Raw genomic sequence first — 22,702 nt, forward strand, 5'->3', positions numbered from 1 at the left:
CGGGTCAGGCCGGCTGCACCTCTGCTTCGGCAATCGCCGCGAGCTGCGCGGCGACGATGCCCCAGCCCTGCTCGAAGCCCATCGCCTTGTGCTGCTCGCAGGCTTCGGCAGACCAGTGGCGGGCCGTGCCGGTGTAGCGCGTCCGGCCGCCCTCGTCGGCGAACTCCATGATGCCGACCATGAACGGTCCCTGCGGCTTCCACCCCGGGCCGAGCGAATCGGTGAAGACGAAGCGCGCGGTGGCGTTCCCGGATGGCGGCGTCACCTCCAGGAACACACCCTCTTGCGGCATATGCTCGCCGTCCGGACCATGCATGACCAGCGCGGAGCGGCCGCCGGCGCGCCAGTCGTGCTCGACCACCTCGACCCGCCAGGGCCTGGGGCAGAAATACTCCTCCATCCTCTGGGTGGCGATATTCCAGACGGTCGCGACCGGCGCGTCGATCAGACGGGTTACCGACAGGTCGAGGTTGCCGTGATCGGGGCCTTCATAGGGGGGCATCGTCTCTCTCCTTCTCAGGCGACCGGCTCGCCCTTGCGGGCGGCCTCGATCGTTGCGATGTCGATCTTGCGCATCGTCATCATGGCCTCCATCGAACGCTTGGCGGCGGCGCGATCGGGATCGCTCATCGCCTCGAGCAGTTGGCGCGGCGTGATCTGCCAGGAAAAGCCCCAGCGATCCTTGCACCAGCCGCAGGCGCTCTCCGCGCCGCCATTGCCGACGATCGCGTTCCACAGGCGATCGGTTTCCTCCTGCGTTTCGGTGGTGATCATGAAGCTCACCGCCTCGGTGGGCGTGAACATCGGCCCGCCGTTGAGGCCGACGAACTTCTGGCCCATCACGGTGAACTCGACGGTCAGCTCCATGCCCTTCTCGCCGCCCGGAAAGTCCGCCGCGGCATCGTTGGCGTGGCCGACATGGCTGTCCGGGAAGGTGGCGGCGTAGAATTCGGCCGCCTCGCGCGCCTTGCCGTGATCGAACCACAGATAGGTGACGAGCTTGCTCACGCGACCTCTCCCTGCTTCGCATCCTCGAAGGTGGCGAGGTGGTCGGCCATTGCCTTCACATGCGCCGGCCGCGCCTCGCCCCGCGCGACGTAGGCGGCGAGGTTGGGATGATCGTCCAGCACGCCGGTGCCGCGCAGGCCGCCCAGCACCGAGACCATCATCAGGTCGCCATAGGTGAAGGCGCCGCCATCCAGCGCCTCCCTGTCGCCGAGCGCATCGGCGAGGTCCCTGAGGCGGGCGTGGAGATCCTCCATCACCTTGGGCCGGCGCGATCTGGACCAGTCGCGATCGGCCTCGAACACGTCGACCACGGCGAGCTGCATCACCCACGGCTCGACCGAGTTGAGCGCGGCGATCAGCCACTGCGTCGCCCGGACGCGCGCGGCGGGATCGGCCGGCACCAGCGCGTCCGCCGCCTCGCAGATGTGGAGCACGATCGCGCCCGATTCGAATATCTCGATGGTGTCGTCCCGATAGGTCGGTATCTGGCCGAAGGGCTGAAAGTAACGGTGCGCTTGGCTCTTTACATAGATGCCGTCGACCAGATCGACGTCATAGGCCTGCCCGGCCTCCTCGAAGGCCCAGCGCGCGCGGATGTCGCGGACGAAGCCGCGCGCGAAGGGGGGCACCCATTTGAAGGCGGTGATGGTGGGGGTCATGGTTCCTCTCCCTCTTGGCCCGCGCTCAGGCGGCCTCGGCCTGCGGCTGGTTCATCGCCGCGACCGCCGCCTCGACGTCCATCCACATCGGCCCGAAGCCGAAGCCGTCCGGATCCTCGAAGGCGCGCGAATACATGAAGCCCATATCTTCCGGCTCGTGGCCTTCCTTGGCGCCGGCGGCGATCGCCTTCTCGACGAAGGCGTCGACGTCCGCACGGCTGTCGAACGAGAGCGCGAAGAGCACCGGGCTGGTGGCGTGGCTGTCGGCCATCGGCTTGGGAGCAAACTGCGCGAAATGGTCGTGGCTCAGCAGCATGAAGTTGATGTCGTCGGACCAGCGGACCATCGCCGCCTCGGGGCCTTTGCAGATCGTCTCGTCCTTCACGAAGCCGATCGCTTCGTAGAAGGCGGTGGACTTCGCCACGTCGGCGACGGGCAGGTTCACGAAGATCATCTTGGACATCGTCATTCTCCCTCTTGTGCGACTCGGCACTTGCAAAGGATGCGCGGTGTGGTTATTAAAAGCAACTATGAAGTCAGAAAAAATATCCAAAGCCGAGAAAGTGGCGGAAAAACGCTGGTATGACGATGCCTGCGGCACCGCGCTGGCACTGGAATTCGTCGGCGAGCGCTGGTCGCTGCTGATCATCCGCGAGCTGATGTTCGGCCCGCGCCGCTTCGGCGAGCTGAAGGCCAACCTGCCCGGGATCAGCGCCAACGTGCTGACTCAGCGGCTGGAGGGGCTTGAAGAGGCGAACGTCCTGGTGAAGCGCAAGCTGCCCTCGGCGCTCTCGGTGCAGGTCTACGAGTTGACCCAATGGGGCTATCTGGCCGAGCCGATGATCCAGGAAATGGGGCGCTGGTCCACCCGCTCGCGGCGGCATGACGTGAGCCTGTTCTTCTCGCCGGCCTCGGCGATGATGTCGTTGCGCACGATGATCGACCGCGAGAAGGCGGGAGGGCTGCGCATGACGATCGCCTTCGAGTTCCCGACCGATCTCTTCGTCGGCGAGCTGGCAGACGGCGCGCTCGAGATCCGCAGGGGGGAGACCGGCAAGGCCGACGTCCGTTTCATCAGCGACCCAACCACCTTCGCCTTCACCGTCTATGGCAAGATCCGATTCGAGGTGAACGAGGCCGAAGGGAAGCTCAGGGTCGAGGGCGATCGGGCTGCGGCACAACGTTTCGTCGATCTGTTCGAGCTGCCCGAGAAGCTCGCCGACTGATCATTTCAGGCGCAGGGGCAATCCCGCCGCCACGAAGGTCACGTGATCGACTACGGCCGCGATCGACTGGTTGAGCCGGCCCTGCTCGTCGCGGAAGGCGCGCCCGAGGGGCGTTTCGGGGACTAAGCCCAACCCGACCTCGTTACTCACGAGGAACAGTGGTGCCGCGCGCTCGCGCACGGTGTCGATCAGCCGCTGCGTGTGACCGGCCACATCGTGCCCGCCCAGCATCAGGTTGGAGAGCCATAAGGTCAGGCAGTCGACGAGCACCGGCTGTTCATACGCGGCGATCGCGTCGGCCAGATCGATCCGGCATTCCACCGTCGTCCAGCGATCGCCCCGGTCCGCGCGGTGATGGGCGATCCGCGCCGCCATCTCGGCGTCCCCCGCCTCGGCCGTCGCGACATAGATCAGCGGGCCGTCGAATGCCTCGGCGGCCGCTTGCGCCAGCCGACTCTTGCCCGATCGCGCGCCGCCGAGAAACAGGCTGGTGGTCAATTTCTGTTGCTCCGACGGCACGCCGCGACTATGCGGCATGTGCGAACAGGTTCCCAGAGATGGGATCAAAAGGGAAGCCGGGAGGCGGGCGCAGGCCCTCCGATCCGGCGCTGCCCCCGCAACTGTGACCGGCGAGTGCCCTCCATTCGCGCCACTGGATCGTCCGATCCGGGAAGGCCGGAGGACATGACAACCCGGGAGCCAGGAGACCTGCCTGATCGCGGTCTGTCCTTCGCGCGGACGGGGTGTGCCGGGCGATCGAGGGTTTCTCCTCGCGTGACGACGTCCATTGGGGGTCGTGCGGGGGGATCTGGTCTCAAGCCGCATCGAGAAGCGCGATCCCCGCAAACGAGCGAGGGAATGATGCGACTTCTATCTCTGTTTCTGCTGACCGCCGCGGTGCCGGCCATGCCTGCCTGGGCTGCCGCCGATCCGGGCGATTCCGCCCAATCGACCGCCGCGCTGTCCGATGCCACCCAGTCCGGCGATCAGATCGTCGTCACCGCCGGCCGCACCGTGCAACCCTTGTCCGAGGTCGGCCAGTCGATCACGATCATCGACGCCAAGACCATCAGGACCCAGCAGGCGGTGACGCCGCTGGAGCTGCTGCGGCAGGTGCCGGGCGTCTCGATCGCGCAGAATGGCGGCATCGGCACCACCGCCTCGGTGTTCATCCGCGGCGCCGACAGCGACCAGACCGTGGCGCTGATCGACGGCGTCAAGATCAACGACCCGTCGACGCCCGCCGGCGGCTTCGATTTCGGCAGCCTGCTGATCGGCAACATCGATCGCATCGAGGTGCTACGCGGTCCCTCCTCGGTGCTGTGGGGCAGCCAGGCGATGGGCGGCGTCGTCAACCTGATCACCCGTCAGCCGACCGACCATCTCGCGGTCAACGCCAGCGCCGAAGGCGGCTCCTTCGGTACCGCGCACGGCATCGCCAACGTCTCGGACAAGATCGGCCCGCTATCGGCCAGCATAGGCGGCGGCTATTTCCGCACCGACGGCATCTCCGCCTTCGACGGCGGCACCGAACGCGACGGCGACAAGAACTACGGCGCCAACGCCAGTTTCAACCTGGCGCTCACCGATGCGATCTCGATCGACCTGCGCGGTTATTACTCGCACAGCCGCACCGACATCGACGGCTTCCCGCCGCCCAATTTTGTCCTCGCCGACGATGCCGAATATCAGGTCTCGCGCGAGCTGATCGGCTATGCTGGCCTCAATGCCGCGTTGTTCGACGGGCATTTCCGCAACCGCATCGGCTTCAGCTACACCGATACCAAGACGCAGGATTTCGATCCGACCAGCGATGTCGAGCTGACCTTCCTCGGCAAGGGCCGCAACGCGCGGATCGACTATCAGGGCAGTGTCGATATCGCACCGGGCATCCAGGCGACCTTCGGCGCCGAGCACGAGCATTCGCGTTTCCTCGCGATCAGCAGCTTCGACTTCCCGGCCTCGCCGCCGCCCAACCACGCCGATATCGACAGCGGCTACGCGCAGATCGTCGCCACGCCGATCAAGGGCCTGACGCTGACCGGCGGTGCGCGCTACGATCACCACAGCCGCTTCGGCGGCAAGACCAGCTTCGCAGGGTCTGGCGTCTATTCGCCAAACGGCGGCGCCACCACTTTCCGCGCCAGCTATACCGAGGGCTTCAAGGTGCCCTCGCTCTATCAGCTGTTCAGCAATTACGGGAACCTGGCCTTGAGGCCGGAACGATCGAAAGGCTGGGATGCCGGCGTCACGCAGAAGGCACTCGACGGGCGTTTCGAGGCGAGTGCGACCTATTTCCGCCGCACGTCGCGCAACCTGATCGATTTCGTCAGCTGCTTCGTCGCGGTGCCGGCGCCGCAATGCACCGACAACGCCGCCGGTGGCTTCTACGACAATATCGATCGCGCCCGCTCGCAGGGTGTCGAGGTGACGGTGGCGTTGAAGCCGGTCGACGCGTTCCGGGTGAGCGCCAGCTACACCTATCTCGACGCGAGGAACCTGTCGGCGGGCGCGGAAGGGTTGCGCCTCGCCCGGCGGCCGGACAACTCGATCACGCTCAACGCCGATTACGACTGGGCATTCGGATTGAGCACCGGGGCGACCGTCACACATGTCTCTGGCAGCTGGAACGACGTCGGCAACACGCAACGGCTGCAGGGCTATGTGCTGACCGGCCTGCGCGCCTCCTATCCGATCGGCAGGAATTTGGAGGTCTACGGGCGCATCGATAACCTGTTCGATGTCCATTACGAGACCGCGACGGGCTACGGCCAGCCGGGCCGCGCCGCGTATGGCGGCGTCCGGTTCAGCTACTGACGATGGCGCCGACCGATCTCGATCCGTTCACCGCCCATGGCGGCCGGATCGAGGCGGCACGCGCGATGTTCGGCGGAGAGGGCTGGATCGACCTCTCCACCGGTATCGCGCCGTGGGCGTATCCGGTGGGGGAAGTGGCATATGGCCGCCTGCCCGATCCGGATGCACTCGCGGCGCTGGAAGCGTTGGCGAGATCGGCTTTCGGCGTGCCGGCCGGGCGCGAGGTGGTTGCGGTGCCCGGCACCGACCTTGCGCTGCGCTTGCTGGCCGAGCTGATCCCGGCGCGGCGGGTGGCGGTGGTGCGGCCGGGCTATGCGGGTCACGCCGCCGCCTGGTCGGGCACGATCGGGGTGTCGGGAGACGAGATCAGGATGGTCGATGCGAACCTGATCGTCCTCGCCAATCCCAACAACCCCGATGGCCGGGTCTTCCATCGCGCGACGCTGCGCGGCTTGGCAGCGCGCGCGACGCTGATTGTCGACGAAGCCTTTGCCGATGCCGATCCGCGCGAGAGCGTGGCTGATGCGGACGAGGAGCAACTGATTGTGCTCCGCTCCTTCGGGAAATTCTACGGCCTGCCCGGGTTGCGGCTTGGCTTCGTCATCGCATCGCGCGGCATTTCGGCGGCATTGCGGGCGATGCTCGGCGACTGGCCGGTCTCGACCCCGGCGATCGCGATCGGCACCGCCGCTTATGCCGACCGGGCGTGGCGGGACGCGCAGCGGCGGCGCATCGCCGAGGCCAACGACCGGCTCGATATCGCGCGGACCAATTTCCCCATCGTCGGCGGGACAAGCCTGTTCCGCCTCATCGAGGTGCCGGACGCTTATGTGCTGTTCCGCCACCTCGCATCCCGCGCCATCCTTGCCCGGCCGTTCGCGGACAGGCAGGACCGTCTGCGGCTCGGCCTGCCGCGCGATTTGATCGCCGCAGACCGGCTGGCAGAGGCGCTCGAGGAGTTCCAATCATGAGCGAAGAGGATTTCGCCCGCCACAATGCCCGCATGAAACGGGTCGCCGAGGCGCGCGCCAAGATGCAGGCGCGCCGCACGCTCGAACGCGGTCTGCTGATCGTCCACACCGGGCCGGGCAAGGGTAAGTCATCCTCCGCCTTCGGCATGGCGATCCGCAGTCTCGGTTGGGGCATGAAGGTGGCGATCCTCCAGTATGTGAAGGGCAAGTGGGAGACGGGCGAGCGCAACTTCTTCGAGGCGAACCCCGATCTCGTCACCTTCGAGGTGATGGGCGAGGGCTTCACCTGGGACACGCAGGACCGCGCCCGCGACATCGCCGCCGCCCGCGCCGCATGGGAGCGATCGAAGGCGATGATCCTCGATCCGGCCTTCGACTTCGTGATCCTCGACGAGCTCAACATCGTGCTGCGCGACGATACTCTGCCGATCGCGGAGATCGTGGATTTCTTGAAAGACCGCCCGCTCACCAAACATGTCTGCATCACCGGCCGCAACGCGAAGCCCGAGCTGCTGGAACTGGCCGATCTCGTCACCGAGTTCGAGGAGGTGAAGCATCCCTACAGGGCCGGCTTCAAGGCGCAGAAAGGGGTCGAATATTGATCCGGCGCGCCGCCCTCCTGATCGGCCTGCTGGCGACGCCGGCGATGGGTTCCGGCCCGCGCCTCGTCTCGATCAACCCATGCGTGGACGCGGTGCTGATGCAGGTGGCGGACCCGGACCAGATTGCCGGCATCAGCCACTATTCGCAGGATCCACAGGCCACTTCGATCCCGATCGCGCTTGCCGACCGCTTCAAGGCGACCTCGGGCACCGCCGAGGAGGTGGTGGCGCTGCGCCCGGACATGGTGATGAGCGGCGAGCATGTCGCGCCCTCGACCATAGCCGCGCTTGAACGGATGCACGTCCGGCTGGAGCAATATCCGGTGCCGTCCTCGGTGGCGGAGAGCGAGCAGCAGGTGCGCGATATCGCCCGGGTGGCCGGCCATCCCGAGCGTGGCGAGGCGTTGGCGCGCCGCATGGAAGCGGCAGTGACGGCGGCGCGATCGGCGCCCGGCAAGCCGGTCCCCGCGCTGATCTGGGAGGGTGAGGGACTGGTGCCCGGCGCCGGCACGCTCGCCGACGATCTCTTGCGCCGCACCGGCTTCGTCAACCAGAGCGCCGCCTACGGCCTCAAGCAATGGGACGTGCTGCCCTTGGAATATCTGATTGCGAAGCCGCCGCGCGTGGTGTTCTCCGTGGCCGCGGCCGAGGGGCGGGCGGACCGCATGACCTCGCACCCCGCGCTGGCGCGCCTGCGCCGCTTCACCACCATCGCGCCCTATCCCGAGCGCCTGCTCCATTGCGGCGGTCCGACGCTGATCGAGGCCGCCAATCGGCTTGCCGTAGTCCGCCGCGAGGTGACGCGATGAACCGGCTGACGCTCTGGCTCCTGATCGGCTGCGTCGCAGCCGCCGCTCTGTCGGTGGTCGCCGGCAAGGTCTGGCTGCCGCTCGACGCCTGGAGCGCCGCCGATCCCCGATCGATCATCATCGTCGAACTGCGTCTGCCGCGCACCGTGCTTGCGCTGGTGGTGGGCGCGGCGCTCGGCCTGTCGGGCGCCGTGATGCAGGGCTATCTGCGCAACCCGCTGGCCGATCCGGGCCTGTTCGGCGTCTCTTCCGGCGCGGCGCTGGGCGCGGTGGTCTCGCTCTTCTTCGGCTATGCCGTCTCCGCCTACCTCCTCCCGGCCTTCGCGCTGGTCGGCGCGGCGACGACCATGGCGCTGCTCGCGCTGATCGCGGGGCGGTCGGGCAGCCTGATGCTGTTCACGCTGGCCGGCCTGATCATCACCAGCATCGGCAGTTCCGCCACCGCGCTGGCGATCAGCCTCGCACCCACGCCGTTCGTCGCGTCCGAGATCATGACCTGGCTCAACGGCGCGCTCACCGATCGCAGCTGGCAGGATGTCGAACTGGCGACGCCGATGATCGCGGCGGGCGCGGTGCTGGCGGCCTTCCTCGGCCGCTCGCTCGATGCGCTGACCCTGGGCGAGGATGCGGCGCGATCGATGGGCGTCAACCTCGGGCGGCTGCAATTGCTGGTGATCCTCTCTACCTCGTTGTGCGTCGCCGCTTCGGTGGCGGCGGCGGGCGTGATCAGTTTCGTGGGCCTGTTGGTGGCGCATATGGTGCGGCCCTATGCCGGGCATCGGCCCTCGGCGATCCTGCTGCCCTCGGCGCTGGGTGGCGCGCTGCTGCTGACCCTTGCCGATGCCGGCGTGCGCCTGTTGCCGACGGTGAGCGAGCTTCGGCTCGGCATCGCCACCGCCATGCTGGGCGGGCCGTTCTTCTTCGCGATGCTGATCCGGATGCGGAGGAAGCTGGCATGAACGGGCTTCAGGCATCGGCGGTGTCGCTGACGCTCGGGCGGCGCACCGTGCTCTACGGCGTCGATCTCGGCTTCGCGCGCGGGCGTGTGACGGCCTTGCTCGGCCCCAACGGCGCGGGCAAATCCAGCCTGCTCGCCTGCCTTGCCGGTCTGCGCACGCCAGACAGCGGCACCGCGACGATCGATGGCGAGGTGATCGCCGCGCTCGACGGGCGCATGCGTGGGCGGCGGATCGGGCTGCTGCCGCAATCGGGCGAGGTCCACTGGAATGTCGACGTGACGACGTTGGTCGGCCTCGGCCGTCTGCCGCATCGCGGGCGCTTCGGCGAGACCGAGGCGGATCGCGCGGCGGTCGAGCGGGCGATGGCGGCGACGGATGTCGCTCATCTCGCCGATCGTGCCGTCGAGCGCCTGTCCGGCGGCGAGCGGGGGCGCGTGCTGCTGGCGCGCGTGCTGGCCGGCGAACCCGAATGGCTGCTTGCCGACGAGCCGCTGGCGAGCCTCGATCCTGCCCACCAGATCGACGTGCTGGAGCGCCTGCGGGAGGTCGCACGGGCAGGCGCCGGGGTGATCGTGGTGCTCCACGATCTCAACCAGGCGGCGCGCGTCGCCGACGATGTCGTGCTGCTGCGCGACGGCCATGTCGTCGCGACGGGCGAGGCCCAAGCGGTGCTGACCGCGCCGCTGCTCGCCGAGACCTACGGCGTCACGGTGGAGATCGGCCGCGCCTCCGACGGGCGCCGCTTCATCGTGCCGCTGGGCAGGGCGTGAGGCATGGGCCCGAGCTGCTGACGATCCTCGTGGGCGAGGCGACAGTGGGCTATCCTGTGAAGTGGCCGCATCCGGTGATGGCGGTTGGGGCGCTGATCGATGGGATCGAGCGACGCTGGAACCATGGAGTGGCGCGGCGCGCGAAGGGTGTCGCCCTTCTGCTCGTTCTGATCGTGACGGCCGGCGGCGTCGGCTGGGCGATCGAACATGTCGCGGGCGGCAGCCTGGGCTTCGCGCTGGCGGTGATCGCGGGAAGCACCGGCCTGGCGCAGCGCAGCCTTAACGATCATGTCGTCGCGGTCGCGGAGCCGCTGGCGGCGGGCGATCTGCCCGGCGCACGCCATGGAGTTGCCCGGATCGTCGGGCGGGATACCGATAGGCTGGCCGAAGCGGGCGTCGCGACCGCCGCGATCGAGAGCCTCGCCGAAAGTTTCTGTGACGGGGTGGTGATGCCGGCCTTCTGGTACGCGTTGCTGGGCCTGCCGGGCCTGTTCGCGGCCAAGGCGATCAGCACGGCGGATTCGCTGGTCGGCCACCGCACTGAGCGGCTCGAGGCGTTCGGCTGGGCCTCGGCGCGGGCGGACGACCTGATCGCCTTCGTCCCCGCGCGACTCTCCGGCGCGCTGATTGCCCTCGCCGGGCGCGGCGGCTGGCGGATCATGGTTCGCGACGCGCGCAGGCACGCCTCGCCCAATGCCGGCTGGCCGGAGGCGGCGATGGCCGGCGCGCTGGGGCGGCGTCTTGGCGGATCGGTGACATATGACGGCGAACCAGCGCCAAGGCCTGTGATCGGAGAAGGGCCGCCACCCGCCGCCGCCGATCTCTATCGCGCGCTCACCGTCTATCGCCGCGCCTGCCTGCTGCTCTGGCTGATCGCGGGAGCCTTCGCGTGGGGGCGGTGATGCTGCAGGGGACGGGATCGGATGTCGGCAAGTCGGTGCTGGTCGCCGGGCTGTGCAGGCTGCTCGCCAACCGAGGACTGTCGGTGCGACCGTTCAAGCCGCAGAACATGTCCAACAACGCCGCCGTCACGCCCGAGGGTGACGAGGTCGGCCGCGCGCAGGCCTTGCAGGCGATCGCCGCGCGAGTGCCCCCGCATGCCGACATGAACCCGGTGCTGCTCAAGCCGCAGTCCGACCGCACCGCGCAGGTGATCGTCAACGGCAAGCCGGCCGCGACGTTGGGCGCTGGCGATTACCAGCGGCGCAAGGCGGACTGGCTCTACCAGGTGCTCGGCGCCTACCGTCGCCTGCGCGCGCAGTGCGACATCGTCGTGGTCGAGGGCGCCGGCAGTCCCGCCGAGATCAACCTGCGCGCCGGGGACATCGCCAACATGGGCTTCGCGCGGGCGGCGGGCGTACCGGTGGTGCTGGTCGGCGACATTGATCGCGGCGGCGTGATCGCCTCGGTCGTCGGCACGCAAGCGGTGATCGATCGGCAAGACGCGGCGATGATCCGCGCTTTCCTGATCAACAAGTTCCGGGGCGACCTGCGCCTGTTCGACGACGGCTTCGCCGAGATCGGGCGCCGCACCGGCTGGCCGGGGCTGGGCGTCGTTCCGTGGCTCTCCGCCGCCGCGCGCCTGCCGGCGGAGGATGCGGTGGTGCTCGATCGGTCGCAGTCGGCGGGGGAGAGGCCGGTAATCGCGGTTCCGATGCTCAGCCGCATCGCCAATTTCGACGATTTCGACGCGCTGGCGCACGAGCCCGGCGTCCGCCTTGCGATGATCCCGCCGGGGCGGCCGCTGCCGGGCGACGCGGCGCTGGTGATCCTGCCCGGCACCAAGGCGACGATCGCCGATCTCGCCTTCCTGCGCGCGCAGGGGTGGGACGTGGACCTCGCCGCGCACGTCCGGCGGGGCGGGCAGGTGCTGGGCATCTGCGGCGGCTACCAGATGCTCGGCCGTACGGTCTCCGATTCCGAGGGGGTGGAGGGGCCGATCGAGACGGTCGAGGGACTCGGGCTGCTGCCGATCGAGACGGCGCTGGCGCCAGCCAAGATCGTACGACCGATCGCGGGCGACCACATCGAGGGCGGCGCCCCTTTTTCCGGCTACGAGATCCATTGCGGTGTCACTCGACCCGATCCTGGCACGCATCCTCTGCTGCGCTTCGCCGACGGCACGGAGGACGGCGCCGATGCCGGGCAGATCGCAGGATGCTACGTCCACGGGCTGTTCGACCTGCCTGAGGCCCGCGCCCACTGGCTGTCGCGCGTCGGCGCCGCTTCGGATGGTCACGCGCGGGGCGAGGTGATCGACGCGGCACTGGACGAAATCGCCGAAACCCTCGAACAGGTGCTCGACGTGGATCGCCTGCTGGCCATCGCGAAGGAAGCCGAATGACCTCTCTCGAAACCCTCCCGCCGCGCTCGGCGCTGTATCTGCCCGCCTCGAACGCCCGCGCCATCGCCAAGGCGCGGACGCTCGATGCCGACATGATCATCCTCGATCTCGAGGATGCCGTGCCGGAGGCGGACAAGGCGACGGCGCGCGACGCGGCGGCGGCAGCCATGGACGAGGGATTCGGTGATCGGATCGCGGCGATCCGCATCAACGCGCCCGACAGTCCTCATCATGCGGAGGATGTCGTGGCGGCCCAGGCCTCGCAGACGGCGGCGATCGTCATCCCCAAGGTCGAGATGGCCGAAAGCGCCGCGCAGATCGCGCGCGCCGTCGGCAAGCCCGTGCTGGCCATGATCGAGACGCCCGCCGGCATCCTCGCCGCCGCATCGATCGCTGCGGCCGACGGCGTCGTCGGCCTGATCGCCGGCACCAACGACATCGCCCACGCCTTGCGCTTGCCGCCTTTGGCCGGGCGCGGCGGCCTGACCCTCGCCCTCCAGACGATCGTGCTGGCGGGCCGCGCGGCGGGCGTCTTCGTGATCGATGGCGTGTGGAACCGGCTCGACGATCCGGAGGGACTGGAAGGGGAGTGCCGCGAGGGCCGCGATCTTGGCTTCGACGGCAAGACCCTGATCCATCCCAACCAGATCGCCGTCGCCAACCGTGCCTTCAGCCCCAGCGAGGCCGAGATCGAGGATGCGCGCGCGCTGATCGAGGCGGCGCAGGGCGGTGCCGTCCGCTTCCGCGACCGGATGGTGGAGGACATGCACGTCGCCACCGCCCGCGCGCTGCTGGAGCGGGCGCGGTGACGAGCGAGGCTCAGGTCTGGGCGCATCTCGACGCGCTTGCCAAGCCGCGCCGCAGCCTGGGGAGATTGGAGACGCTGGCAGTACGGCTGGCGACGATCCAGCAACGGCTCGATCCGGTGACGCGGCCGCGCCGCATCGTGCTGTTCGCGGGCGACCACGGCGTGGTGGCGGACGGGGTCTCGGCCTGGCCGTCCGAGGTGACCGGGCTGATGGTCGGCACCATCCTTTCCGGTCGCGCGACGAGCAGCGTGCTGGCTGCCGCGCACCGCTGCGACCTGCGGCTGGTCGATGTGGGCGGAATGGCGCCGTTGCCGGAACCGGCACCGGATTTCTTCCGGAACGGCCGGGTCTCCTCCGGCACCAGGAGCCTCGCGCATGGTCCGGCGATGACGATCGCCGAATTCGATGCCGCGTGGGCGGTGGGCGCCGAGGAGGCGGACCATGCCGTCGCGGACGGATACAGATTGCTGATCGCCGGCGAGATGGGCATCGGCAATACCACGCCCGCCGCCTGTCTCACCGCGCTGCTCACCGGCGCAAGCCCGGAAGGTGCGACCGGGCCGGGCGCGGGAGCGAGCGAGGATGTGGTCGCCGCCAAGGCACGCATCGTCGCGGCGGCCACGGCCCGCGCCGCCGCGATCCTGCCCGACGATCCGCGGGCCGCGATCGCCGGGGTGTGCGGCTACGAGATCGCCGCAATGGCCGGCTACTTCGCGCGGGGAGCGGAATTGGGCGCGACCATGCTGCTCGACGGCTATGTCGCGACCGCCGGCGCGTTGATCGCCGAGCGGCTCGCTCCGGGCTCCGCGAACGCGATGATCGCGGGCCATCGCTCTGCCGAGCCCGGCCACGAGGCGGCGCTCGACGCGCTGGGGCTGGAGCCGCTGCTCGACTGGGGCATGCGGCTGGGCGAGGGGACGGGGGCGCTGGTCGCGCTGCCGCTGGTCGATGCGGCGGCGGCGTTACTGACGGGCGTGGCGCGGCTCGACGAGCTCGGCGTGGATCGTGAGGACTGAGGCACCCTTCTGGGCGCCGCCGCTGATGGCGCTCCAGTTCCTCACGCGCCTGCCGGTGCCCGTCATCGGACGGCTGAATGAGGCGGAGGCGCGCGATGCGTTGTCGCGCGGCATGGCGTGGCTGCCGCTGGTCGGCGCGCTGATCGGCTGCGTCACGGCCGGCGTGTTTGTGGGCGCGCGGATGCTGTGGTCGCCGCTGGTGGCAGCGGTCATCGCATTGGCGGTCGAGGCGCGGCTGACCGGCGCTTTCCACGAGGACGCGGTCGCCGATTTCTGCGATGCCTTCGGCGGTGGGCGCACGGCGGAGGATGTCCACCGCATCATGAAGGACAGTCGCATCGGCAGCTATGGTGCCTTGGGGCTGGGCCTCGCCGTGCTGCTCCGGGTGGCGACGACGGCCGATCTGCCGGCCTCGTTCGCCTTCGCGGGCATCGTCGGCGCGGCGACGATGGGGCGGCTGTGGGGTGTCGCGGTGATGGCGACGGTGCCGCCCTCCGATGGTGGCAGTGGCGTAGCGCGCGCGATCGGGGCGGCCGGGCCGATGCTGCTGGCGGCGGGCGCGTTGGCGGCCGTCCCGGGGTTGCTGCCGCTCCTGCTGATCACGCCGATCGCGCTGGGTGGGGCGTTGATCGCGGGTGCGCTCTTCCTGCTCTGGTTCGGCCGTCTGCTTCGACGCCGGATCGGCGGATCGACCGGCGACTGCCTCGGCTTTGCGGCCTATACCGGACAGCTCGTAGTGCTTCTCATGCTGGCCGCAAACTCGCCTCGATAGCCCGCATCAGCGGCAGGGGCGCGCCGAGCAGATGCTCCATATCGGGCGCCGCCGCCCATCCGATCGTCCGGCGCGCCTCGAAGCCGGCGAGCCGCGGACGCATTACGCCTTCGCCGCAATAGCAATCCGGCATCACGGTCAGGCCAAGCCCCGCCGCGACCATGTCCATCACCCGCTCGTCGTTGGTCGATCGGAAGGCGAAATGCGGGCGCACACCGCGTTCGGTGAAGAAACGGCTGGTCTCGGACAGCGCCTCGCAATGGCGGCGGACGATCATCGTCTCGTTGGCGAGCCGCTCGGGCGTAATCGAACCCTCTGCCGCCAGCGCATGCGCGGACGAGATGGCGAGGCTGTAGCCCTCGGTGACGACAGGCTGCTCGGCAAAGCGATCGGCGCCGCGATCGACCAACGTCAGCGCCAGATCGATCCGCCCCTTGGAGAGATGCCCGGCCAGCTCGCGCTCGGTGCCGAACAGCAGTTCGAAGCGATGCGTTCGCCCCGGCTGCGCCTCCGCCACCGCCGATGCCACCAGTCCGCCCGGCAAGCTGCCGATGACGCCGACCCGGAACGGTGGCAGGTCGCTCGACAGACCCATCGCTTGCGTGGCGACGTTGAACTCGCGCTCGATCCGGCGCGCGTGGGTGAGGAAGCGGGCACCGGCGTCGGTCAGTTCGACGCGCTGGTTGGAGCGGATGAAGAGCGGATGCCCCAATTCTCGCTCCAGCTTGGCGATGCCCACCGACAGCGTCGGCTGCGAGACGTTGCACGCAGCGGCGGCGCGCGAGAAATTGCCCTGGTCCACCACCGCGAGGAAATAACGAAGCAGGTAACGATCGAGCATCGGGTGGGCCTTGAGCGTATGATGCACCCGCCGATGCATAGATCGCATCTATGCCATGCTTGCCGACAGTTCAATTTTCGAGAATCGCGCGAAGCCGCTACAAAGCGCCCAGCAGGAGAGACGCCGTGACCGATTTCGATTTCGCGCTGGGTGAGGAAGCGGACATGATCCGCGAGAGCACGGCCCGGTTTTCCGCCGACAGGATCGCGCCGCTCGCCGCCGAGATCGACGAGAAGGACTGGTTCCCGCGCGCGCTGTGGCCGGAAATGGGCGCGCTCGGCCTGCACGGCATCACCGTGGAGGAGGAGTATGGCGGGCTTGGCCTCGGCTACCTCCAGCATGTCGTCGCGCAGGAGGAGGTGGCGCGCGCATCGGCCTCGATCGGGCTCAGCTATGGGGCGCACTCGAACCTCTGCGTCAACCAGATCCGCCGCTGGGGCAACGACGCGCAGAAGGCGAAATACCTGCCGAAGCTGGTCTCCGGCGAGCATGTCGGTAGCCTCGCCATGTCGGAGGCCGGCGCCGGCTCCGACGTCGTCTCGATGAAGCTGAAGGCCGAGAAGAAGGGCGATCGCTACGTCCTCAACGGCACCAAGTTCTGGATCACCAACGCGCCTTATGCCGACACGCTGGTCGTCTATGCGAAGACCGGTGAGGGATCGCGGGGCATCACCACCTTCCTGATCGAGAAGGACATGAAGGGTTTCTCGATCGGCCAGACAATCTCGAAGATGGGCATGCGCGGATCGCCCACCGCCGAGCTGGTGTTCGATGATTGCGAGGTGCCGGAGGAGAATGTCATGGGGCCGCTGAACGGCGGCGTCGGCGTGCTGATGTCCGGCCTCGATTACGAGCGTACCGTGCTCTCCGGCATCCAGCTGGGCATCATGCAGGCCTGCCTCGACGTGGTTCTCCCCTACGTTCGCGAGCGCAAGCAGTTCGGCAAGCCGATCGGGGCCTTCCAGCTGATCCAGGCGAAGATCGCCGACATGTATGTCGCGCTCAATTCGGCGCGCGCCTATGTCTATGCGGTGGCGCGGGCATGCGACGCGGGGCGGACGACGCGCTTCGATGCGGCCGGCGCGATCCTGCTCGCTTCGGAGAATGCGATGAAGACGGCGCTGGAGGCGGTGCAGGCGCTCGGCGGCGCCGGCTATACGAAGGACTGGCCGGTGGAGCGCTACATGCGCGACGCCAAGCTGCTCGACATCGGGGCAGGGACCAACGAGATCCGCCGCATGCTGATCGGGCGCGAGCTGATCGGAGCATGAGCGCGCCCGTCCTCGACACCAAGCTGCTGCCCGACAGCGAAGACTTCCGCGCCAACGCCGCGCACAATCGCGGTCTGGCGGAGGCGCTGCGCTCCACCGTCGCGAGTGCCGCGCAGGGTGGTTCCGAGAGCGCCCGCGCAAAGCATGTTTCCCGTGGGAAACTCCTGCCGCGCGATCGCGTCGAGGGCTTGCTCGATCCCGGCTCGCCCTTCCTCGAAATCGGCCAGCTCGCCGCCAACGGCCTCTATGACGACGAGGTGCCGGGCGCCGGCCTGATCGCCGGCATCGGCCGCGTCTCCGGCCGGCAGGCGATGATCGTCTGCAACGACGCGACGGTGAAGGGCGGCACCTATTATCCGCTCACCGTGAAGAAGCATCTCCGCGCGCAGGAGATCGCGATCGAGAACCGGCTGCCCTGCGTCTATCTGGTCGACAGCGGCGGTGCCAACCTGCCCAACCAGGCCGAGGTCTTCCCCGATCGCGACCATTTCGGCCGTATCTTCTACAATCAGGCGAACATGTCGGCGCTGGGCGTGCCCCAGGTCGCCTGCGTGATGGGATCGTGCACGGCGGGCGGCGCGTACGTGCCGGCGATGTCCGACGAGACGGTGATCGTGCGCAACCAGGGCACGATCTTCCTCGCCGGCCCGCCGCTGGTGCAGGCCGCGACGGGCGAGGTGATCTCGGCCGAGGATCTCGGCGGGGGCGATCTGCACGGGCGCAAGTCCGGCGTGGTCGATCATGTCGCCGAGAATGACGAGCATGCGCTGACGATCGTGCGCGACATCGTCTCGACGCTGCAGCCGGCGCCGGGGATCGACCTCAACATGCGCGAGCCGCGTGCGCCGAAATTTGCGCCGGAAGAGCTGTACGGCATCGTGCCTCAGGACGTCCGCGCGCCCTATGATGTGCGCGAGGTGATCGCTCGCATCGTCGACGGCAGCGAGTTCCACGAGTTCAAGGCGCTCTACGGCACCACCCTCGTCTGCGGCTTCGCGCACATCTGGGGCATGCCGGTCGCGATCCTCGCCAATAACGGCGTGCTGTTCTCGGAGAGTGCGCTCAAGGGCGCGCACTTCATCGAGCTCGCCTGCCAGCGGCGCATCCCCCTGCTGTTCCTCCAGAACATCTCGGGCTTCATGGTCGGCGGCAAGTACGAGGCCGAAGGCATCGCCAAGAACGGCGCCAAGCTGGTGACGGCGGTGGCGACCGCGCAGGTGCCCAAGATCACCGTGCTGATCGGCGGCAGCTTCGGCGCGGGCAATTACGGCATGTGCGGCCGCGCCTACCAGCCGCGTTTCCTGTTCACCTGGCCGAACGCGCGGATCAGCGTGATGGGCGGCGAGCAGGCGGCAAGCGTGCTGGCCACCGTCCACCGCGATGCCGCGAAATGGACGCCGGAGGAGGCGGAAGCCTTCAAGGCCCCGATCCGCCAGAAATACGAGGACGAGGGCAACCCCTATTTCGCGACGGCACGGATGTGGGACGACGGCATCATCGACCCGGCACAGAGCCGCGACGTGCTCGGCCTCGCCTTCGCCGCGACGCTGAACGCGCCGGTGCCCGAAGCGGCGCGCTTCGGCGTGTTCAGGATGTGATGGAGAGCGATGCGCCCATACCTCCCCGGGACGGGGAGGGGGACCGCCCGGCGCAGCCGGGTGGTGGAGGGGTTTTCGATACCTCGCGAATGGCCATCGCTCGCGCGCGTCGCGAACGCCGCAGCGGTAACTTGCCGGAAGTCTTGCTCTGGCGCGTTCTTCGCCCGCGACCGGGCGGCTTAAAGTTCCGCCGCCAGCATCCTATCGATCGCTACATCCTCGATTTCGCCTGCCTCGAAGCGCGGCTTGCAATCGAGATAGACGGCGAAGCGCATGATCGAGGCGACCGCGCTACCCGGGATGCAAACCGAGACGCGCGCCTATCCGATCTCGGCTTCCGCACGCTTCGCATCCCGGCCCGTGACGTACTCAGCGATCTCGACGCCGTACTTCGCGGCATCGTTTCGGCCTGCTCCGCAGGCCGACCCCTCCACCAGCCTTCGGCTGGTCCCCCTCCCCGTTCCGGGGAGATATTTCTGGGCGAGCCATCATGATCACCTCCCTCCTCATCGCCAATCGCGGTGAGATCGCCTGCCGGGTCATCCGCACCGCGCGGAGGCTCGGGATCCGGACCGTCGCCGTCTATTCGGATGCCGATGCGAACGCATTGCACGTGCGCTCGGCGGACGAGGCGGTGCATATCGGGCCGTCGCCGGTGCGCGAGAGCTATCTGCTCGGCGATCGGATCATCGCGGCCGCCAGGCAGACCGGGGCCGAGGCGATCCACCCCGGCTACGGCTTCCTCTCCGAGAATGCCGAGTTCGCGCAGGCGGTGATCGATGCCGGGCTGATCTGGGTCGGGCCGAACCCGTCCTCGATCACCGCCATGGGCCTCAAGGACGCCGCCAAGACGCTGATGCAGGAGGCCGGCGTGCCGACCACGCCCGGCTATCTCGGCGACGACCAGTCGGCGGAGCGCCTCAAGGCCGAGGCCGACAAGATCGGTTATCCGGTGTTGATCAAGGCGGTCGCGGGCGGCGGCGGCAAGGGCATGCGCAAGGTGGATGCGGCGGAGGATTTCGCCGACTCCTTGCTTTCCTGCCGGCGCGAGGCGGCGTCGAGCTTTGGCAACGACCAGGTGCTGCTGGAGAAATGGGTCACCAACCCGCGCCATATCGAGGTGCAGGTGTTCGGCGACACCCACGGCAACGTCGTCCACCTGTTCGAGCGCGACTGCTCGCTCCAGCGCCGCCACCAGAAGGTGATCGAGGAGGCGCCCGCGCCCGGCATGGATGCGGAGACGCGCGAGGCGATCTGCCAGGCGGCGGTGCGCGCGGCCAAGGCGGTCGACTATGTCGGCGCCGGCACGATCGAATTCATCGCCGACGGCTCCGAGGGCCTGCGCGCCGACCGCATCTGGTTCATGGAGATGAACACCCGCCTGCAGGTCGAGCATCCCGTCACCGAAGAGATCACCGGTCAGGATCTGGTGGAGTGGCAGCTGCGCGTGGCGTCGGGCGAGCCGCTGCCGAAGCGACAGGACGAGCTGGCGATCCATGGCTGGGCGATGGAAGCGCGGTTGTATGCGGAGGATCCGGCGAAGGGATTTCTGCCTTCGATCGGGAAGCTCGATATCCTCCAATTCGGCTACAGCGCCGGTGAGCGCATCGATACCGGCGTGTACGAAGGCGCCGAGGTTTCACCGTTTTACGATCCGATGATCGCCAAGGTCATCGCGCATGGCGACGATCGGGACGAGGCACGCCTGCGGCTTCGCGCGATCGTGTCAGGCTCGACGGTCTATCCGGTGAAGACCAATGCCAGTTTTCTGGTGAAGGCGCTCGATCATCCCGTGTTCGCCGCCGGAGATGTCGATACCGGTCTGATCGGCCGCGAGGGCGAGGCGATGGCGGAGGCACCCAGGCTTTCCGATCACGATCTGACCCATGCAGCGCGATGGATCGGGCGGAATCTCAGCGGATTTTCGCCGATCGTCGACGGGTTGTTCGGCTTTCGCCTGAACAGGAAACCGACCGACAAGATCGCGCTCGCCGTGAACGGGCAGCGGACGGAATTTGCCCCCAGCCTCGACGGCTCGCCTTATCACACGCCGATGCGGGAAATGCCGAACCGGCTGGAACAGCTCGTGCTGATCGATGGCGCGGCGTTCCTGGTCGGCCCGAGCCGTGCAAGCGGTACGGGCGGCGGCGATGCCGCCGATGGTGCCATCCTCTCGCCGATGCCGGGCCGCATCATCGCAGTCGCAGTGCAGGCGGGGCAGGCGGTCAGCAAGGGCCAGAAGCTGCTGACCCTCGAAGCGATGAAGATGGAACACAGCCTCGTCGCGCCGTTCGACGGGACCGTGGCCGAGCTGAACGCGGCCGAGGGCGGTCAGGTCAGCGAAGGGGCGCTGCTGGCGAAGATCGAGAAAGCGGAGAGCTGACCCCCAAACGGATGGTCTCAGGCTGGCTTCGGTCACTTCTTCCGGCTGAGCGCCCTGGCCGCCTCGTCCAGACCCTGCAGGGTCAGCGGGTACATGCGGTCGCCCATGATGTCGCGGATCATGCGGGTGGATTGCGAATAGCCCCAATGCTGCTCGGCCACGGGGTTCAGCCACGCGGCGGACTGGTACACCCCCGTCATCCGCTGCAGCCACAGCGCTCCGGCCTCGGGATTGTTGTGCTCCACCGATCCGCCGGGATGGCTGATCTCGTAAGGGCTCATCTGCGCATCGCCGACGAAGACCAGTTTGTAGTCGTGTCCGAACTTGTGGAGCACGTCCCACGTCGGCGTGCGCTCCTGGAAGCGGCGGCGATTGTCCTTCCACACGCCTTCGTAGACGCAATTGTGGAAATAGAAGAATTCGAGATGCTTGAACTCGGCGGTGGCGGCGGAGAACAATTCCTCGCAAAGCTTGACGAACGGGTCCATCGATCCGCCGACGTCGAGGAACAGCAGCAGCTTCACCGCATTGCGCCGCTCGGGCCGCATGTTGATGTCGAGATAGCCCTTGCGCGCGGTGCCGGCGATGGTGGCGTCGAGGTCCAGTTCCTCGGCGGCGCCGTCGCGGGCGAACCGGCGCAGGCGGCGCAGCGCCACCTTGATGTTGCGCGTGCCGAGCTCGACCGAATTGTCGAGATTCCGGAATTCGCGCTTCTCCCATACCTTGATCGCGCGCTTGTGTTTGGACTCGCCGCCGATCCGCACGCCTTCCGGATTGTAGCCGTTGTTGCCGAACGGCGAGGTGCCGCCGGTGCCTATCCACTTGTTGCCGCCCTGATGGCGGCCCTGCTGTTCCTCCAGACGCTTCTTCAGCGTCTCCATGATCTCTTCCCAGGAGCCGAGCGACTTGATCGCTTCCATCTCCTCGGGCGTCAGGAACTTCTCGGTGATCGCCTTCAGCCAATCTTCGGGGATCTCGCCCTCGGGCGTCGGCTCGCCGATCACGCCCTTGAACACCTTGGCGAAGACCTGATCGAAGCGATCGATCAGTCCCTCGTCCTTCACGTAGATGGCGCGGGCGAGGTAATAGAATTCCTCCGGACTCGGATCGATCACGTCGGCGTCGAGCGCCTCCAGCAGCGCCAGATGCTCCTTGGGGCTGGCGGGGATGCCGGCGCGGCGCAGCTCGTCGAGGAAGGAGATGAACATCTCGCCGACGCTGGCACAGGCCGGCTGCCGAGGGAAGCGTGCACTTTGTTCAGCCCGGCGACAGCCGCCGCAGGCAGGAGAGCGTGCGGGGGGCAGCAAAGGGGCGCTCGCATGATCTTCGGCCGGGACATCGCATTGGGTCCGATCCTGCCGGTCGACATTCCCCGCCTCTTCCAGTGGGGCGACGATCCCGGCGATGCACGGCTGAACGAGCCCTATCGCCCCGCCAACTGGCAGCGGCACGAGGATTTCTGGCTCAATGCGGGGGGCGATGCTTCGCGCATCTTCTTCGCGATTCGCTCACGCCGCGATGTGGACATCATCGGCTTCGTGCAGATCCTGAATATCCACCCGGTCCACCGGTCGGCGACGATCGGCCTGCGCATCGGCGATCCCAAGTTTCGCCGCCGCGGACTGGGTCGCGACGCGCTGGGGGTCGCGATCGGCTATTGCTGGGATCACCTGAACCTGACGCGGCTTGCGCTGTCGGTCTTCGCCGACAATCTGCCTGCGATCGGCCTCTATGCCACGATGGGCTTCCGCGAGGAGGGGCGGGCGGCGCGCGCCCAGTTCATTGACGGGCGCTGGATCGACGTGGTCAGCATGGCGCTGCTCCATCCCGACCGGCTGCGGGATTGA

The 22,702-nt window shown here is 68.1% G+C and carries 24 protein-coding genes and 1 riboswitch; of the genes, 17 read left to right on the forward strand and 7 right to left on the reverse strand.

All coding sequences use genetic code 11. The features are described from left to right. Positions 1-4: 4 nt before the first annotated feature. From HZF05_RS00840 to HZF05_RS00855, 4 genes are read right to left on the reverse strand one after another with little or no spacing between them, the layout of a single operon-like run. Complete coding sequence (locus HZF05_RS00840; RefSeq protein WP_160364737.1) at positions 5-502, reverse strand: SRPBCC domain-containing protein; 498 nt, start codon at positions 500-502, stop codon at positions 5-7. Positions 503-516: 14 nt separating this feature from the next. Further along, positions 517-1,008: a VOC family protein gene (locus tag HZF05_RS00845; RefSeq protein WP_160364738.1), complete on the reverse strand. Its 492-nt coding sequence runs from the start codon at positions 1,006-1,008 to the stop codon at positions 517-519. Then, positions 1,005-1,667: a glutathione S-transferase family protein gene (locus tag HZF05_RS00850; RefSeq protein WP_160364739.1), complete on the reverse strand. Its 663-nt coding sequence runs from the start codon at positions 1,665-1,667 to the stop codon at positions 1,005-1,007. Before HZF05_RS00850 ends, HZF05_RS00845 begins: the two co-directional genes overlap by 4 nt. Before the next feature lie 25 nt (positions 1,668-1,692). After that, positions 1,693-2,130, reverse strand: a complete 438-nt coding sequence (locus HZF05_RS00855; RefSeq protein WP_160364740.1) for a VOC family protein — start codon at positions 2,128-2,130, stop codon at positions 1,693-1,695. Here HZF05_RS00855 and HZF05_RS00860 point away from each other — a divergent pair. Further along, positions 2,123-2,893 (forward strand): winged helix-turn-helix transcriptional regulator, encoded by a 771-nt coding sequence (locus tag HZF05_RS00860; protein WP_343046800.1) that lies wholly within the window; start codon positions 2,123-2,125, stop codon positions 2,891-2,893. The genes HZF05_RS00855 and HZF05_RS00860 overlap by 8 nt on opposite strands. Here the strand turns inward: HZF05_RS00860 and cobU are convergent, their stop codons facing one another. Further along, on the reverse strand, positions 2,894-3,430 hold the full coding sequence (gene cobU / locus HZF05_RS00865; RefSeq protein WP_160364741.1) for a bifunctional adenosylcobinamide kinase/adenosylcobinamide-phosphate guanylyltransferase: 537 nt from the start codon (positions 3,428-3,430) through the stop codon (positions 2,894-2,896). Continuing rightward, positions 3,422-3,623: riboswitch (cobalamin riboswitch) on the forward strand. (Overlaps the previous gene by 9 nt.) A 131-nt stretch (positions 3,624-3,754) precedes the next feature. Here cobU and HZF05_RS00870 point away from each other — a divergent pair. Genes HZF05_RS00870 through HZF05_RS00920 form a run of 11 tightly spaced genes read left to right on the forward strand, consistent with a single transcriptional unit; the run spans position 3,755 to position 14,762 of the window. After that, positions 3,755-5,710 carry a TonB-dependent receptor plug domain-containing protein gene (locus HZF05_RS00870; RefSeq protein WP_160364742.1) on the forward strand — a complete coding sequence of 652 codons (1,956 nt, stop codon included), beginning with the start codon at positions 3,755-3,757 and terminating at the stop codon, positions 5,708-5,710. Between the two features lie 2 nt (positions 5,711-5,712). Then, positions 5,713-6,681, forward strand: coding sequence for an aminotransferase class I/II-fold pyridoxal phosphate-dependent enzyme (locus HZF05_RS00875; RefSeq protein WP_160364743.1), 969 nt, complete (start codon positions 5,713-5,715; stop codon positions 6,679-6,681). Beyond that, a complete protein-coding gene (cobO, locus tag HZF05_RS00880) occupies positions 6,678-7,283 on the forward strand; it encodes a cob(I)yrinic acid a,c-diamide adenosyltransferase (protein ID WP_160364744.1) in 606 nt (201 codons plus the stop codon). The genes HZF05_RS00875 and cobO overlap by 4 nt, the downstream gene beginning before the upstream one ends. After that, on the forward strand, positions 7,280-8,092 hold the full coding sequence (locus HZF05_RS00885; protein WP_246331448.1) for an ABC transporter substrate-binding protein: 813 nt from the start codon (positions 7,280-7,282) through the stop codon (positions 8,090-8,092). Before cobO ends, HZF05_RS00885 begins: the two co-directional genes overlap by 4 nt. Continuing rightward, entirely contained in the window at positions 8,089-9,051 is a 963-nt protein-coding gene (locus HZF05_RS00890; RefSeq protein WP_160364745.1) for a FecCD family ABC transporter permease, read from the forward strand. Before HZF05_RS00885 ends, HZF05_RS00890 begins: the two co-directional genes overlap by 4 nt. Further along, on the forward strand, positions 9,048-9,821 hold the full coding sequence (locus tag HZF05_RS00895) for an ABC transporter ATP-binding protein (RefSeq protein ID WP_160364746.1): 774 nt from the start codon (positions 9,048-9,050) through the stop codon (positions 9,819-9,821). The genes HZF05_RS00890 and HZF05_RS00895 overlap by 4 nt, the downstream gene beginning before the upstream one ends. Next, a complete protein-coding gene (cbiB, locus tag HZF05_RS00900) occupies positions 9,818-10,723 on the forward strand; it encodes an adenosylcobinamide-phosphate synthase CbiB (RefSeq protein WP_343046801.1) in 906 nt (301 codons plus the stop codon). Before HZF05_RS00895 ends, cbiB begins: the two co-directional genes overlap by 4 nt. Continuing rightward, positions 10,711-12,165 (forward strand): cobyric acid synthase, encoded by a 1,455-nt coding sequence (locus HZF05_RS00905; RefSeq protein ID WP_160364747.1) that lies wholly within the window; start codon positions 10,711-10,713, stop codon positions 12,163-12,165. Before cbiB ends, HZF05_RS00905 begins: the two co-directional genes overlap by 13 nt. Then, positions 12,162-12,974: an HpcH/HpaI aldolase/citrate lyase family protein gene (locus HZF05_RS00910; RefSeq protein WP_160364748.1), complete on the forward strand. Its 813-nt coding sequence runs from the start codon at positions 12,162-12,164 to the stop codon at positions 12,972-12,974. The genes HZF05_RS00905 and HZF05_RS00910 overlap by 4 nt, the downstream gene beginning before the upstream one ends. Next, on the forward strand, positions 12,971-13,990 hold the full coding sequence (gene cobT / locus HZF05_RS00915) for a nicotinate-nucleotide--dimethylbenzimidazole phosphoribosyltransferase (RefSeq protein WP_160364749.1): 1,020 nt from the start codon (positions 12,971-12,973) through the stop codon (positions 13,988-13,990). The genes HZF05_RS00910 and cobT overlap by 4 nt, the downstream gene beginning before the upstream one ends. Beyond that, a complete protein-coding gene (locus HZF05_RS00920) occupies positions 13,980-14,762 on the forward strand; it encodes an adenosylcobinamide-GDP ribazoletransferase (protein WP_343046802.1) in 783 nt (260 codons plus the stop codon). The genes cobT and HZF05_RS00920 overlap by 11 nt, the downstream gene beginning before the upstream one ends. On the opposite strand, the gene HZF05_RS00925 is transcribed toward HZF05_RS00920, so the two are convergent. Continuing rightward, complete coding sequence (locus HZF05_RS00925) at positions 14,734-15,603, reverse strand: LysR family transcriptional regulator (protein WP_160365218.1); 870 nt, start codon at positions 15,601-15,603, stop codon at positions 14,734-14,736. The two genes, HZF05_RS00920 and HZF05_RS00925, sit on opposite strands and share 29 nt — an antisense overlap. 125 nt (positions 15,604-15,728) lie before the next feature. On the opposite strand from HZF05_RS00925, the gene HZF05_RS00930 reads away from it, so the two are divergent. The 4 genes from HZF05_RS00930 to HZF05_RS00945 all read left to right on the forward strand — a co-directional run bounded on the left by HZF05_RS00930 (position 15,729) and on the right by HZF05_RS00945 (position 20,855). After that, positions 15,729-16,874, forward strand: coding sequence for an acyl-CoA dehydrogenase family protein (locus HZF05_RS00930; RefSeq protein ID WP_160364750.1), 1,146 nt, complete (start codon positions 15,729-15,731; stop codon positions 16,872-16,874). Next, on the forward strand, positions 16,871-18,472 hold the full coding sequence (locus HZF05_RS00935) for a carboxyl transferase domain-containing protein (RefSeq protein WP_160364751.1): 1,602 nt from the start codon (positions 16,871-16,873) through the stop codon (positions 18,470-18,472). The genes HZF05_RS00930 and HZF05_RS00935 overlap by 4 nt, the downstream gene beginning before the upstream one ends. 89 nt (positions 18,473-18,561) lie before the next feature. Next, complete coding sequence (locus HZF05_RS00940) at positions 18,562-18,966, forward strand: endonuclease domain-containing protein (RefSeq protein WP_160364752.1); 405 nt, start codon at positions 18,562-18,564, stop codon at positions 18,964-18,966. Next, on the forward strand, positions 18,963-20,855 hold the full coding sequence (locus HZF05_RS00945; RefSeq protein WP_160364753.1) for an acetyl/propionyl/methylcrotonyl-CoA carboxylase subunit alpha: 1,893 nt from the start codon (positions 18,963-18,965) through the stop codon (positions 20,853-20,855). The genes HZF05_RS00940 and HZF05_RS00945 overlap by 4 nt, the downstream gene beginning before the upstream one ends. A 32-nt stretch (positions 20,856-20,887) precedes the next feature. Here HZF05_RS00945 and HZF05_RS00950 read toward each other — a convergent pair whose 3' ends face one another. Beyond that, the gene (locus tag HZF05_RS00950; RefSeq protein ID WP_160364754.1) at positions 20,888-22,063 is read right to left on the reverse strand and encodes a vWA domain-containing protein; all 1,176 of its coding nucleotides are present in this window, start codon (positions 22,061-22,063) and stop codon (positions 20,888-20,890) included. A gap of 111 nt (positions 22,064-22,174) precedes the next feature. Here HZF05_RS00950 and HZF05_RS00955 point away from each other — a divergent pair, with 111 nt between their 5' ends. Then, a complete protein-coding gene (locus HZF05_RS00955) occupies positions 22,175-22,702 on the forward strand; it encodes a GNAT family N-acetyltransferase (protein WP_160364755.1) in 528 nt (175 codons plus the stop codon).

It is taken from the genome of Sphingomonas chungangi, assembly GCF_013778325.1.
In the GTDB taxonomy this organism is placed as follows: domain Bacteria; phylum Pseudomonadota; class Alphaproteobacteria; order Sphingomonadales; family Sphingomonadaceae; genus Solisphingomonas; species Solisphingomonas chungangi.